12 protein-coding genes are annotated in these 12988 nt (G+C 68.2%); 5 read left to right on the top strand and 7 right to left on the bottom strand.

Annotated elements, in window-relative coordinates; translation table 11 throughout:
• The first annotated feature begins 160 nt into the window (after nucleotides 1-160).
• The 3 genes from LRR16_RS02475 (at nucleotide 161) to LRR16_RS02465 (ending at nucleotide 2824) form a co-directional block, all read left to right on the top strand.
• Nucleotides 161-916, top strand: a complete 756-nt coding sequence (locus LRR16_RS02475) for an SDR family NAD(P)-dependent oxidoreductase (protein WP_232204692.1) — start codon at nucleotides 161-163, stop codon at nucleotides 914-916.
• A gap of 232 nt (nucleotides 917-1148) precedes the next feature.
• Nucleotides 1149-1451, top strand: coding sequence for a helix-turn-helix transcriptional regulator (locus LRR16_RS02470; protein ID WP_006576257.1), 303 nt, complete (start codon nucleotides 1149-1151; stop codon nucleotides 1449-1451).
• Nucleotides 1448-2824 (top strand): type II toxin-antitoxin system HipA family toxin, encoded by a 1377-nt coding sequence (locus tag LRR16_RS02465; protein WP_006576258.1) that lies wholly within the window; start codon nucleotides 1448-1450, stop codon nucleotides 2822-2824. Before LRR16_RS02470 ends, LRR16_RS02465 begins: the two co-directional genes overlap by 4 nt.
• Nucleotides 2825-2976: 152 nt before the next feature.
• On the opposite strand, the gene LRR16_RS02460 is transcribed toward LRR16_RS02465, so the two are convergent.
• The 4 genes from LRR16_RS02460 to LRR16_RS02445 form a co-directional block, all read right to left on the bottom strand.
• Nucleotides 2977-3327 carry a hypothetical protein gene (locus LRR16_RS02460; protein WP_023263333.1) on the bottom strand — a complete coding sequence of 117 codons (351 nt, stop codon included), beginning with the start codon at nucleotides 3325-3327 and terminating at the stop codon, nucleotides 2977-2979.
• Between the two features lie 111 nt (nucleotides 3328-3438).
• Nucleotides 3439-4440 (bottom strand): tripartite tricarboxylate transporter substrate binding protein, encoded by a 1002-nt coding sequence (locus LRR16_RS02455; protein WP_064576953.1) that lies wholly within the window; start codon nucleotides 4438-4440, stop codon nucleotides 3439-3441.
• Nucleotides 4441-4496: 56 nt separating this feature from the next.
• Nucleotides 4497-5804 carry an alkyl sulfatase dimerization domain-containing protein gene (locus LRR16_RS02450; RefSeq protein ID WP_232204691.1) on the bottom strand — a complete coding sequence of 436 codons (1308 nt, stop codon included), beginning with the start codon at nucleotides 5802-5804 and terminating at the stop codon, nucleotides 4497-4499.
• 93 nt (nucleotides 5805-5897) lie between these two features.
• Nucleotides 5898-6614 carry a TetR family transcriptional regulator gene (locus LRR16_RS02445; RefSeq protein ID WP_232204690.1) on the bottom strand — a complete coding sequence of 239 codons (717 nt, stop codon included), beginning with the start codon at nucleotides 6612-6614 and terminating at the stop codon, nucleotides 5898-5900.
• 246 nt (nucleotides 6615-6860) lie between these two features.
• Between LRR16_RS02445 and LRR16_RS02440 the strand changes: the two genes are divergently transcribed.
• Entirely contained in the window at nucleotides 6861-8018 is a 1158-nt protein-coding gene (locus LRR16_RS02440; RefSeq protein ID WP_064576866.1) for a porin, read from the top strand.
• A 17-nt stretch (nucleotides 8019-8035) separates the two neighbouring features.
• A complete protein-coding gene (locus tag LRR16_RS02435; protein ID WP_232204689.1) occupies nucleotides 8036-9355 on the top strand; it encodes a DUF1254 domain-containing protein in 1320 nt (439 codons plus the stop codon).
• Here the strand turns inward: LRR16_RS02435 and LRR16_RS02430 are convergent.
• From LRR16_RS02430 to LRR16_RS02420, 3 genes are all read right to left on the bottom strand, one after another.
• Nucleotides 9352-9912, bottom strand: coding sequence for a GAF domain-containing protein (locus LRR16_RS02430; protein ID WP_232204688.1), 561 nt, complete (start codon nucleotides 9910-9912; stop codon nucleotides 9352-9354). The genes LRR16_RS02435 and LRR16_RS02430 overlap by 4 nt on opposite strands.
• A 38-nt stretch (nucleotides 9913-9950) precedes the next feature.
• Nucleotides 9951-10928 carry a tripartite tricarboxylate transporter substrate binding protein gene (locus tag LRR16_RS02425; protein ID WP_232204687.1) on the bottom strand — a complete coding sequence of 326 codons (978 nt, stop codon included), beginning with the start codon at nucleotides 10926-10928 and terminating at the stop codon, nucleotides 9951-9953.
• Between the two features lie 183 nt (nucleotides 10929-11111).
• Nucleotides 11112-12941, bottom strand: a complete 1830-nt coding sequence (locus LRR16_RS02420; protein ID WP_232204686.1) for a gamma-glutamyltransferase family protein — start codon at nucleotides 12939-12941, stop codon at nucleotides 11112-11114.
• Nucleotides 12942-12988: the final 47 nt, after the last annotated feature.

Raw genomic sequence — 12988 nt, 5'->3', positions numbered from 1 at the left:
AAATCGGCCAAGGAAGTCCTGCAGAGAATTGGGCAAGCCCCCCATAGGATTCGGCATGGGCTTGCGCGCTCGCACTTCGTACAGTGACGGCAAGCGATGGCATCGACGGTCGAACGTCGCCATCGCGGCCCTTCCTCTTTTACTGTACGGAGTTCAGATCATGAATGCACAGCAAGGCCAGCGCGACCTCGAAGGCCGGGTCGCCATCGTGACCGGCGCGGCCGGCGGAGTCGGACGCGCGACCGTGGAACTGCTCTACCGCCGCGGCGCGCGCGTGGTGGCCGAGGACATCAAGGACACCGTTGCCGAACTCGAGATCGACGGCGAGATCGTCGCCATCACCGGCGACGTGTCGCAGGAAGCCACCGCCCGCGCCGCCGTCGATACGGCGATCGCTCGCTTCGGCCGGCTCGACATCCTGGTCAACAATGCGGCCCGGATCATCAACCGCACGGTCGCCGACATGACTGTCGACGAATGGGACCAGATTCTTGCGATCAACGCGCGCGGCATGTTCGTGCACGCCCGCGAAGCGCTGCGGGCCATGGTGCCCGCCAGGCGCGGCGCCATCGTCAACGTCGGCTCCTACGCCTGCGTGGTCGCGCTACCGACCATCGGCGCCTATGCCGCCTCCAAGGGCGCGGTCGCGCAGCTGACTCGCGTGCTGGCGGCCGAAAACGGCCAGCACGGCATCCGCGTCAACGCGGTGGGGCCGGGCGATATCGTGACCGGCATTCTCGACGACCAGATGCCGAACGGCCGCGAGTTCCTCGCCGAACACGGCAAGAACAACCTGCTGGGCCGCGCCGCGCAAGCGGAGGAGATCGCCGAGGTGATCGCCTTCCTGGCGTCGGACAAGGCGAGCTTCGTGACCGGCGCGCTGGTGATGGCCGATGGGGGGCATACCGCGGTTTGAGTCCAAGGCATGCCGGCGGTGGTCACGTGCCGCGGTCGGCAGTCATGGAGACGCAGCCCCGTCCGCGAACAGTCCACCGCCACTCGCCAGCAGCTCCATCGTGGATTTCTAAACAGCGCGCAGTGATACTAAAGTATCGTTTCCGATGAATATGATACTTTGCTATCGTCATTGACTGCCCGCAGCACCGATACTAAAGTATCTTTATGGCGAAAAATGATACTTTAGTACAATGAAAACCATTGAAGAGGTGTCCCAAGTCCTCTCCGCCCAGACCGAACGTGTCGGCTACGGCAAGACCCGACTTGCCCATGACGCCGGAATCACTTTTCGGACCCTTAGCCATGTTCTGCAAGGGAATCAGGACTTCAAGGTTTCCACGCTGTTGGCCGTCGCCGATCGGCTTGGCCTCGAGCTGATGTTGGTTCCGCGGGAAGCCCGACCGCTGTTCGGGGCGGCGGGTCCCGCGCAGCCTGCCATTCCATCGGTGGTCGATGCCGCTCTCCAACGCCTGAAGTCCAACCGCCCGCAATGAACCTCAAGACCCTGGCCATCTATCTCGGCGAACAGCGCGCTGGCCTGCTGTTTCAGTACGGCACCGACAACCCGATTCTGCGCTTCGTCGCGGACGACGCCTTCGTTGCGCTGGGAGACAAGGCCCCTACCCTGTCGCTGTCGATGCGCGCCGACGACCCGGAAACGCAGCGCGCCTTGTGGGCCAATGTCTCGGCGCCGGTGTTCAACGGCCGGCAATCCAGACGCAAGGGCTGGCTGCTGCCCCCGTTCTTCCAGGGGCTGCTGCCCGAAGGCGTGTTTCGGGATCATGTTGCCGCGGTCCGTGGCTGCGAACCGGACGACCATTTCGAGATGCTGGCGGCGACCGGCAGAGACTTGCCGGGCAATGTCCACGCGCGGCCCGTCACACTGACGCGGCAGGAAGCCGCGCATCTGGTGACGCAGGATGCCGACTCGCTGGAAATGAGCGTCGTCGAGGAGCCGATGGAGGATGGCGTCTCCGTTTCCGGCGTGCAGCCGAAGGTCGGCGTCATCCGGGATGGCGACCGCTATGTGGGCCGCACAAAGATGCAGGACACCCACATCATCGCCAAGCTGCCCGTCGTCGGTCATCCGCTGTTGCCCGAACTGGAAGAACTATCGTTGCGGCTGGCCCGGGCGGCGGGCGTGGATGTCTGCGAGGCAAAGCTGGAACCGCTGGAGAAGCTCGCCGTCGAGCATGGCTACGACCTCGGCAACGACGTCACCGGCGCCACGAACTTTCTGGCGGTCACGCGTTTCGACCGGGCGCCCGGCTCACGTTTCCATGTGGAGGATTTCGGCCAGATCATGGCTGTCGAGCCCGAAGACAAGTACCGCCACAGCTATCTCGCGATGGCCGCGATCATGCTGGCGCAACCCTCTCTGGGCGAGGCGGCAGTGCACGAGTTGCTGCGGCGGATGACGGTCAACGAGCTGCTTGGCAACCCGGACATGCATCTGAAGAACGTGGGCGTCATCTACCGGGACGGCATCACACCGACCTTGTCTCCCGCCTACGACATCGTCGGCTACAGCGCCTATCAGCGCCGTACCGGCCATGCCATCTTCATCGTGCCACCGGAGCTGTTGCCGCCATCCGCGGACGGCACACGCGGGCGCCATCAGCACTTGTCGCCAGCCATGCTGCGCCAGTTTTGCGGACATCTGCGGCTGCTCGAGAAACCGGCCGCCGCGGCGATCCAGCGTACCGTCCTGGCGGCCGTGAAGAACTGGCCGCAGATGATCGTCGCGTCGCAGCTCACCGACATGCAGAAGAGCAATCTGCTTGCCCACTTCGAGCAGCACCCCATGGTCATGTCGGTGCGCAAACGGGCCGCCGGTCGGAGCCGCGCGGCATCCATCGAATCCTAGATCCGTCCGCTATCGCTGCGGCGTTGGTTCCACGGCGGAGGCGTGTGAGTAGCAAAGTAGTCAACGCTGTATTTGGACTACTTCGCTACTCATCTCGGCCACTGTGGCACCAGGCTGAACGGCGGGCGCGGCTTCGTGCACGCAGGGCTACGTCAACCGCCGATATGCGGCCGGTCCGACTGCATCCGGTCGCCCTGCTCGTCCGGTGGCGATACCTGCTCGTTCATCACCTCGTTTGCCGTGGGACCCGGTTTTTTGCCCGACTTTTCTCCGGCCTTTTCGCCTGGCTTCCCGCCCTGCTGCTGCCCCTGGCCCTGGCCCTGGCCGTGCTGCCCCTGCGCGCCGCTGCCCGCCGGGTTGCTTTCCGACGGCAGCGTGTCGGCTTCGGCGGCCGGATTCTGCCCGCGTTCCTGCGACAGCGAGCCCTTTTCCGGCTTCAGCGACTCGACGGACTGCGGGGCCACGGGATTCGGGATCCCTGAAGATTTGTCCTTCATGCGCATCTCCGTTTGCAATGGGTGGACGGTGCAGCCTGCGGCTTGCCGCGACAGCGCGGCGCCGCAGCCCTTCCCATTGCCGACGCAAGACACATACCCGCGGGCGCCGCGCCGCCTTCAGTCGACCGTCACCCCGTTGGCCCGGATGATCTCGCCCCATACCTTGATGTCGTCGCGGATCGTCGCCGCGAAGGCCTCGCTGGTCTTCGCGGGCGGATTGGCCATGTTCATCAGCGCGAAGCGCTCGCGGATCTGCGGGTCGCCCAGCATGCCGTTGATCTCCGCGTTGAGCCGCTTGACGATCGGCGCCGGCGTGCCGGCGGGCGCGAACAGGCCATACCAGCTGTTGGTATCGAACGGATAGCCCTGTTCGCGCATGGTCGGCACCTCGGGCGAAACCGAGCCGCGGCGGCTGCCGCTGATCGCCAGCGCGCGGATCTTGCCGGAGCGGATCAGCGGCAGCGACGACGAGGTATCGACGAAGGCCACCTTGATCATGCCGCCCTGCAGATCGTTCAGTACCTGCCCCACGGCCTTGTACGGGACGTGGCGCATGCGCAGTCCGGCCTGCATCTTCAGCGCCTCCATCGTCAGGTGCCCGCCGGAGCCGATGCCCCACGAGCCGTAGTCGTAGGCATCGGGTCTGGCCTTGACCGCGGCGACGAACTCGCGCAGGTTCCGCGCGGGGAAATCCGGCGTGACCACCAGGAAGTTTCCGCCCTCGCCGACCTGCGCGACCGGCGCCAGGTCGCGCAGCGCGTCGTAGGGGAGCTTGGGCTGCAGCGTATGGTTGATGACGACCGACGCCGCATAGGTGAACAGCAGCGTATAGCCATCGGGCGCGGCCTTGGCGACGGCATCGACGCCGATGATGCCGGTCGCGCCGGGCTTGTTGTCCACCACCACGGTCTGTCCCAGCCGCTTGCCCAGCCGTTCGGCGATGACGCGGGCGAACAGGTCGGTGCCGCTGCCCGCCGAGGACGCCACCACGAGCCGGATCGGCCGCGACGGCCAGGCATCGGCCGCCCATGCCGGCCCCGCCGCGAGCGGCGCGGCGATCATGGCCATCAGCGCCAGCAGCGTTCGCCGCCGACTACCTTGCGGCGCGCCGCTGTCCATGTCCTTGATGCGCGCTTCTTCCTTGCTGTCGAACGACATCATTCGGTTCCTCCCTGTCATCGGCTGAACGGTTGGCTGAGCGGTCGGCTGAACGGGTGGCGCTCGCCGCGTTCGATGCTGTCGGCGCAGGCCAGGTAGAGGCTGCGCGAAACATAGCTGGCGACCTGGCGCGAGCGCTGGCGCAGCCAGCCGGCTTTCAGTTCGCGCGCGCGCCGCAGCGTCGGCGCATTGCCGGGCGCGCCGGCGAGCACGTCGATCACATGGAGCGCGAGCTGAATCTCGCCCTTGTCGGCGAGCGCCTGGGCATGGCGGATCAGCGCGTCGTGATCGCTGACCGCCTCGGCGATCTGCGCGGCCGCCTGCTCCGGCGGCGCCGGATGCAGCGAGGTCGCGTTGCGGTCCCACCAGCCGTTTTCGGCGCGGTAGATGTCGCGCGCGATATAGCTGGGATCGCCGTAGCTCGGCCGCATCCATGGCTTGCCGAACAGTGCCTCCGGATAGCGCAGCGCCGCCAGCATCTCGCGCTCGTCCATGCCCTGGTTGATCAGCCGGATCACCTCGTCGTGCAGCCAGTGCAGCGCGCCGGCGGTATGGCGCAGTACCTCGACCGCCTGCGCGCCGCACAGGTCCGCGCCGAATTCCCGCACCACGCGCTGCGGCTCGAGTGCGGCGAGGTTTTCCAGCGTGCGCGCCCAGCGCGGTGCGTCGCGCAGCGTGCGCAGCGGTGTGCCGATGTTCGGGATCGAATCGATGACGGCAGGACCGCCGTACAGGATCCGCGCTTCGGGGAGCCAGACCGCGACCGCATCGTCGGTCTCCGACGGCGCCCACAGCAGCTCGGCGCGGCGCGGACCGGTGCCGACGGTCAGCCCCTGCGCAAAGGTCTCGGTCGGTGCGTGCTGGCTCAGCTTGCCGCCCAGGCGTCCGCGCGGCTGGCGGAACTGGACCTCGGCCAGCGCCTCCTGCAGCGGCATGGTGGCGCGGTAGCGGGCCTGGCGCGGCAGCACGTTGGCGTGGGCGATCACGCGCGGCGCGGGGTCGCCGCGTTCCGCGCAATGCGCGAGCCACAGCGGCAAGCCGCTGTTGTAGCCGAGATGGCCGTGGCTGAAGACGATGGCCGCCAGCGGCAGCGAGGTCACGCTGCGCAGCGCGTCGATCATGCTCCGCGTGATGGCGCCGCCGGGACCGGCATCGACCAGCAGCAGCGCATCGCCATCGGCGGCACCGGCCTGCGTGGTGGTCTGCGTGGCGATCCGCGCGACGAAGGACTGGCCCTGGCCGTGCAGCTTCCAGACGCCCGGGGCGACGGCCTCGACCCCATCGCCGGTGGCCAGCGCGGCGGGGCGCGCTTCGAAATCCTGCATGCGAACGACTCCTGTGACAGAACGAAGGACGAGCGCCGCCCCGCTCCGTTGGGGAGCGTCATCGTGGGCAACGCCAGGGAAAGGTGGGCTGCGCTAGCGCCGGCCGACGCGGGAACCGACCGGCGCGCTCAGGCTCGCGGCGCAGAAGTCGATCAGCTCGGACAGCGGCGGCTCGCCGCCGCGGCGGCCCTGATCGCGATACCAGTGCGCCAGCGAATAGACCACGGTGTCGTTGAACCAGGTCAGCCGCAGATTCATGACCTCGCGCGGCACCTGCGGACACAGCGCGAATACCAGCTTGCGCACGCGGATCAGCGCCGACACCGCGTCGCGTTCGACCAGTCCCTTCTTCAGCAGGTTCGGACTGAACGTGGTCTGCGCCAGCACCTGAAGATAGTGCCGGCCCCAGTCGGTATCGCGCACCGCATCGGCCAGCGGCAGGATGGTGGACTCGACCACCGCATGCAGATCGGTGTCGCGGCCCTCGGCGACAAGCCGGTCCAGATAGCGATGGCGAATCACGTTGATCTGGTGCAGCCGCCGGTTCAGCAGATGGCTGACCAGCGCCTCGCGCGAGCCGAAGTGGTAGTGCAGCGCGGAGCGGTTGCGCTGCCCGCTCTCGATCACGATCTGCCGCAGCGGCACCTGCTCGACGCCATGCTCGGCAAAGAGCCGCTCGGCGATCTCGAGCATCCTGGCCGCGGTGCCGGGCACCTGGGCGTCGTCCTCGGCGGCCGGCGCAGCTGTCTTGCGCCGCCCCGCCGTCTCGGCGTCCTCGCCGATCACCGAGCGAATCTGTTTCAGCTTCATGCGTGCAATCCGCGTTTTCCCCGCGACCATCGCGAGGTTCGCTGTCAGCATAGTCGCGTCGCGCCGTTCTAATACTAGGGATTAACCCGAGAACTCCGGCGCCGCCAACGGCGTGCCGGGCGCATCGGGGTAATCCCCAGATTTTCGAATCGCGATGCGGCGCTATGGTGTTCCGGACCCGCGTAATACGACGTATTAAACGCGAGCGGGCAACGAAAACACCGCAAGACGCGGAGGAGACACGGCATGAAGCGATGGTGGATCACGGCGGCGGCCGCCGGCCTGATGGCGCAGGGCGCGCATGCGCAATCGTCGGTGACCTTGTATGGCGTGGTCACCGCCAGCCTGCAGTACGTCAACAACTCGCAGAACGTCAGCGGCGGCGTGCTGGCGCCTGGCAGCGGCTCGCGCACGATGCTCAATTCGTCGGGCATCGCGCAGTCGCGCTTCGGCCTGCGCGGCACCGAGGAGCTCGGCGGCGGCACGCAGGCGCTGTTCGTGCTGGAGAACCAGTTCAACACTGACGACGGACGGATGGGGCAGAACGCGATGTTCGGCCGCCAGGCCTTCGTCGGCCTGAAGAACGACAAGCTCGGCCGCATCACCTTCGGCCGCCAGTACACCTCGTCGTTCCTTGCGCTGGGCAGCTTCACGCCGGTCGCCTACGCGCCCGAGTTCGAGCCGGTGGTCGGCATGGCCGGCCCGAACTTCCGCGAGAACAACATGGTGCAGTACCAGGGCAAGTTCGGGCCGTTGTCGCTGCACACGCACTGGTCGTTCGGAGAGCGCACCGGCAGCCTGGCGGCGGGCTCGGCCTATGGCATCGGCGTGTCGTACTACACCAACGGCTTCGGCGTGGCGGCCGCCTACGACGAGGTCAAGACGCTGAACGCGGCGCAGGCTGCCGGCGCCTCGTCCTCGGGCGACTACGGCCGCGACATGCGGGCCTTCCTGGCCGGCAGCTACGAGATCGGCGCGTTCAAGTTCGTCGCCGGCTACCGCTGGGGCAACTCGGTCGCGCCCGGCGAGGGCACCCCGACGCTGCTGCCCCACCGCGACGACATGTATTGGGCCGGCGTGCACTGGCAGACCACGCCCGCGCTGCGGCTGAGCCTGGCCTGGTACTACGACGACATCAAGCGCGCCGATATCGGCGGCGCCAGCGTCAACCCGGCCAATCCGCAGCAGTACCTGGCGCTGGCGGACTACCGCCTGACCAAGCGCACCGATGTGTTCGCCGGCGTGATGTACGCGCGCAATGCCTCGCTGAACTGGGACAACATCGCCTACCTGCCCAACGGGCAATCGGTCGGCTACGCGCCGGCGACCTCGCAGGTCTACTACAAGCGCCCCGACGCGAAGGGGCAGCTCGGCATCTCGCTGGGCATCCGCACCATCTTCTAGACGCCACGACGCAAGCCATGGAAAACACCACGACCGATCCCGCCCTCGCCGCGCGCCTGCGCGAGGCCTTCATCTATACCTTCCCGGTGCACGACCTCGCTCAGGTCCGCTGGCAGATCACGCAGAACCCGCAGAATCGCAACCGCGTGCCCGTCAATGGACTGCTGCATTACCGCCGGTTGCTCGACCATCGCGCCCGCACCGTGACGCAGCCCAACAACGACACGCTCTATACGCTGTCGTACCTGGCGCTGCACGACGGACCGATGCTGCTGCGGCTGCCCGACATGGGCGAGCGCTACTACAGCATCGCGCTGCTGGACATCTTCACCAACAACTTCGCCTGCATCGGCAACCGCACCACGGGCACACGGGCGGCCGAATTTCTGCTGGCGGGGCCGGACTGGGCCGGCGACGCGCCGGCCGGTGCGCGGCTGGTACGCTGCCCCAGCAACGACGTCTGGCTGCTGGGCCGGTTGCTGGTCGATGGCGAGCACGACCTGCCGGCGGTGCATGCGCTGCAGGACGCGATCGGCCTCGAGCCGGTGGCGCGGCGGGATGGCGGAAATGGCGCCGATGGCGATGGCGGCCTGCTGAAGACCGTGCCCGACGAGGCCGATCCGGCGCGCTATCTCGATCTGGTCAATGAGGTGCTGGGCCGCAATCCGGTCCCTGCCGACGAGCGAGACCTGGTGGCGGGCTTTGCCGAAGCCGGCGTCCGCCCGGGCCATCGCGACGTCTTCGCGCAGTTGCCGGCGCCGGTCCAGCAAGCGTGGCGCACGATGCTGCCGGCGCTGCGCAAGGAGCTGGCGCGCACGCCGGGCTTCGGCAACGGCTCCGAATCGGGGCCGTGGCAGTCGGGCCCGGACCATCTGGGCAACTTCGGCAAGGACTACACCTACCGCGCCCATGTGTCGCTGATCGGACTGGGCGCGCTGGAACGCGCCGAGGCGATCTACGCGACCTGCGTCAACGATGCCGCCGGCGAACGGCTGGACGGGGCCCGTGCCTACCGGCTGCATATCCCGCCGGCGATGCCGGTCGACGCGTTCTGGTCGCTGTCGATGTACGAGTTCGCGCCCGATGGGCGGCGCTTCTTCACGGAGAACCCGATCGGCCGCTATACGATCGGCGACCGCACGCCTGGGCTACAGGTCAACGCCGACGGCAGCATCGACCTGTGGCTGCAGCATGCGCGGCCCGAGCCGGCGCGCGAGGCGAACTGGCTGCCCGCGCCGGCCGGACGGTTCTCGCTGACGCTGCGCTACTACCATCCGCGCGAGGCGCTGCTGTCGCGGCGCTTCGTGCAGCCGGCGCCGGAGCCGATCGGCAGCTAGCGCGCGTCGCGCACCGGCTCGGCGTGACCGGCGTGGTCGGCGTGACCGGCACGGCAATGCGCCACGGCCGGCGCGGCCAGGCCGGCCAACTGGCGCAGCGTCTCGACCTCGTCGGCCTGCCACGCCGACCTCGGGCTGAGGTAGTTGAACGTGCCGATGCAGCGACCCCGCTCGCCGATCGGTACATTGACCACTGCCCTCAGCCCGAGCGCGCGGATCGTTACGACATCGTCGAATACTTCGGCCAGCGCCGCGTCGCCCTCGCCGACGAAGACCTCGCAGCGCTCCAGCAGCTGGCGCGCCCACGGCGTATCGCCCTTGCGCTTGCTGCCGCCGACCGGATAGGCGGCGGGATCGCTGGACCATTGGCGCACCACCTCGCGGCTGTCCGGGCGCCACAGATTGACTGTCAGCAGCCCGGGACCGAGCAGCGCGAGCGTGGCGGCGCCGACCGCGTCGAACAGCGCGGCGGTCCGTTCGGACTGGGCAACCGCAACCTCCAGCGCGGACGCCTGCTGCGCGGACAATCGCGGCCGCAGCGCGGCCAACGCTGCCATCGCAGAATCCACCCGCAGATTCGATGCTTCGCTCACGCTTACTCCGCGCTGATCTTCAGGTCGCGGATCAGCTTGCCGTAGCGCTCGGCATCGCGGCGCAGCACCTGGCCGAACTGCTGCGGCGTCGACGTGGTCGTCTCCACGCCGATCGCGTCCATCTTTGCCTTGACCTCGGGCAGCTGCATCACCTTGTTGATCTCGGCATTCAGGCGCGTCACCAGTGCCGGCGGCATGCCGGCGGGACCGAAGGCGCCATACCAGACCGCCAGTTCGTAGCCCGGCACGGTCTCGGCGACCGTCGGCACATTGGGCAGCAACGGCGAGCGCTTCGCCTCGGTCACCGCCAGCAGCTTCAGCTTGTTGGCCTTGACGTGCGGCAGCGTCTGCGTGCCGGCCGAGAACAGCAGCTGGGTCTGGCCCGCCACCGTGTCGACCACGGCCGGCGCGCCGCCCTTGTACGGCACGTGCAGCATCTCGACGCCGGCCATCTTCTCGAACAGCACCGCGCTTAGATGGTTGGTGGAACCCGGGCCCGCGCTGGCGTAGGCCAGCTTGCCGGGATTGGCGCGTGCATAGGCGATCAGTTCCTTGACGTTGTTGGCCGGCACCGATGGGTGAACCACCATCGTGTTGGTGACATAGGCCAGCAGGCCCAGCGGCGTGAAATCCTCGACGCCGCGGAACGGCATGTTGGGCATCATCGCCGGATTCATCGCATGCGTGCTCATCGAGCCGATCAGCAGCGTATAGCCGTCCGGCTTGGCGCGCGCGACCATCGCCGAGCCGATATTGCCCGACGCGCCCGGCTTGTTGTCGACGATCACCGGCTGGCCCAGCGAGCGCGTCAGCCGTTCGGACAGCACGCGCGCCAGGATATCGGTCGAACCGCCCGGCGCCCACGGCACCACCAGTGTGACCGGCTTGGTCGGATAGTCCTGCGCCGCCGCAGTGCCCGCGGCGCAGCACAGCGCCAGCGCGGCCACGCCGCGCAGCCAGCTTCGAATCGTCGTCTTCATGGTCGCTTTCCTCCTCGCGTTCATCCTCGCTTCTCCCCGTATGTCATGCCGGGCGCACCGCGCGTCCGGTCTGTCGTTCTGTCGTTCTGTCGTTCTGTCATTTTGTCGTTCGATCGTGCCGTGACATGCCGACGCCTGTGCCGGCCGTGCCGCGGCATCCCCGTTCTCAAGGCATCCCCGCTGTCAACGTCCCACCGCATAGCCCTGCATGCCGCGCGGATTCGCGCCGGCACGCAGCACCAGCCTGCCCTTGCCGTCGCGCTCGCGCGAACAGGCCGACATCCGTCCTTCCGACCACGGCTCGCCGACCCGCAATTCATGGCCGGCATCGCGCAGCGCGTCCAGCGTGGCCTGCGGAAAGCGCGATTCGATGCTGAGCCGGTTCCGCACGGTCTGGCGCGGCCAGAACGAGCCCGGGAAGTGGTCGATGTGCCAGGCCGGCGCGTCGATCGCTTCCTGCAGGTTCATGCCGTGCACCGCGTGGCGCAGGAAGAAGGCCAGCGACCATTGGTCCTGCTGGTCGCCGCCGGGCGTGCCGAACACCATGTAAGGCTCGCCGTCGCGCAACGCCAGCGACGGCGACAGCGTGGTGCAAGGCCGCTTGCCCGGCGCCAGCGAATTGGGCAGGCCCGGCTCGAGCCAAGTCATCTGCAGCCGCGTATTGAGCGCGAAGCCCAGCGCCGGAATGGCCGGGCTCGACGACAGCCAGCCGCCGGACGGCGTGGCGGCGACCATATTGCCGTCGCGGTCGATCACGTCGAGATGGCAGGTGTCGCCGACGAAGATCTCTTTCTCGGCCCACTGCTGCACCGGCGGCAGCGCGGCAAAGGTCGGCTCGCCGACGCCGAAGCGCGTATCGGCGTTTGCCAGCGTGCGTTCGGCTGCGTCGAGATCGGGCAGCCGCGGCGCGCGGCCGTCGACGCTGCCGGCACGCAACTCGCGCGATGCCTGCTCCCCGATCAGTTGTGCTCGCGCCCGCAGATAGTCCGCGTCGAGCAAACCCTGCGCCGGCACGTCGGCAAAGCGCGGGTCGCCATACCAGGCCAGGCGGTCTGCCATCGCCAGCTTGGCCGCCTCGGCGATCCGGTGGACGAAGCCCGGCGACGTCGGTTCGTGCGCCTCCAGCCCCGCGTGCCGCAGCATGCCGAGCTGCTGCAGGAAGGCCGGGCCCTGGCTCCAGACGCCGCACTTTGCGACCGTATGGCGGCCGAAATCCAGCGTCAGCGGCGCCTCGACCTCGGGCTGCCAGCCCGCCATGTCCTCGTAGCGCAGCAGGCCGCGATGGCGTTCGCCGGTGGTGTCGCGAACCTGCTGGGTGCGGCAGTAGGTATCAATCTCGCGCGCGACGAAGCCGCGATACCAGCAATCGAGCGCGGCATCGATCTGCTTCTCGCGCGTGCCGCCGGCCGCCTGCGATTCTTCGACGATGCGCCGGTAGGTGCGCGCCAGCGCGGGCGTCGCGTGCAGGCTGCCGGGCGGCGGCACGCGGCCGTCGAGGAGCCAGACGTCGGCCGAATCGCGCCATTCGCGCTGGAACAGTTCGCGCACCGCGAGGATCGCCTGCGAAATGCGCGGCACCAGCGGAAAGCCGTCGCGCGCGTAGGCGATCGCCGGCGCCAGTACGTCGGCCAGCGACCACGTGCCGTAGTCGCGCAGCATCGTCAACCAGGCGCCAAACGCACCGGGCACGGTAGCTGGCATCAGGCCGATGCCGGGCATCAGCTCCAGCCCCATCGCGCGCAGCGCGGCCGGATCTGCCAGCGCCGGTGCGGGACCCTGGCCGCAGATCGAGCGCACCGCGCGTTCGCGTTCGCTCCACAGCAGGATCGGCACCTCGCCGCCGGGGCCATTCAGATGCGGCTCGACCACCTGCAGCACGAAACCGCCGGCCACCGCCGCATCGAAGGCATTGCCGCCGCGCTCGAGCACGCCCATCGCGGTCTGCGAGGCGAGCCAGTGCGTCGACGAGACGACGCCGAAGGTACCGACGATTTCGGGGCGGGTGGTGAACATGCTGGTTTCCGAGTGCGGCCTGACTTGGCAGGAATGGGGCAAGTATA

The sequence above is a fragment of the Cupriavidus sp. UGS-1 genome (genome assembly GCF_021213615.1).
Taxonomy (GTDB): Bacteria; Pseudomonadota; Gammaproteobacteria; order Burkholderiales; family Burkholderiaceae; genus Cupriavidus.
This window is presented reverse-complemented; position numbering and strand designations above follow the sequence as displayed.

Excerpts from the sequence above, each read along its gene's own strand:
- LRR16_RS02475 (WP_232204692.1), top strand. The coding sequence starts at position 161 with ATGAATGCACAGCAAGGCCAGCGCGACCTCGAAGGCCGGGTCGCCATC.
- LRR16_RS02470 (WP_006576257.1), top strand. The coding sequence starts at position 1,149 with ATGAAAACCATTGAAGAGGTGTCCCAAGTCCTCTCCGCCCAGACCGAA.
- LRR16_RS02465 (WP_006576258.1), top strand. The coding sequence starts at position 1,448 with ATGAACCTCAAGACCCTGGCCATCTATCTCGGCGAACAGCGCGCTGGC.
- LRR16_RS02460 (WP_023263333.1), bottom strand. The coding sequence starts at position 3,327 with ATGCGCATGAAGGACAAATCTTCAGGGATCCCGAATCCCGTGGCCCCG.
- LRR16_RS02455 (WP_064576953.1), bottom strand. The coding sequence starts at position 4,440 with ATGGACAGCGGCGCGCCGCAAGGTAGTCGGCGGCGAACGCTGCTGGCG.
- LRR16_RS02450 (WP_232204691.1), bottom strand. The coding sequence starts at position 5,804 with ATGCAGGATTTCGAAGCGCGCCCCGCCGCGCTGGCCACCGGCGATGGG.
- LRR16_RS02445 (WP_232204690.1), bottom strand. The coding sequence starts at position 6,614 with ATGAAGCTGAAACAGATTCGCTCGGTGATCGGCGAGGACGCCGAGACG.
- LRR16_RS02440 (WP_064576866.1), top strand. The coding sequence starts at position 6,861 with ATGAAGCGATGGTGGATCACGGCGGCGGCCGCCGGCCTGATGGCGCAG.
- LRR16_RS02435 (WP_232204689.1), top strand. The coding sequence starts at position 8,036 with ATGGAAAACACCACGACCGATCCCGCCCTCGCCGCGCGCCTGCGCGAG.
- LRR16_RS02430 (WP_232204688.1), bottom strand. The coding sequence starts at position 9,912 with ATGGCAGCGTTGGCCGCGCTGCGGCCGCGATTGTCCGCGCAGCAGGCG.
- LRR16_RS02425 (WP_232204687.1), bottom strand. The coding sequence starts at position 10,928 with ATGAAGACGACGATTCGAAGCTGGCTGCGCGGCGTGGCCGCGCTGGCG.
- LRR16_RS02420 (WP_232204686.1), bottom strand. The coding sequence starts at position 12,941 with ATGTTCACCACCCGCCCCGAAATCGTCGGTACCTTCGGCGTCGTCTCG.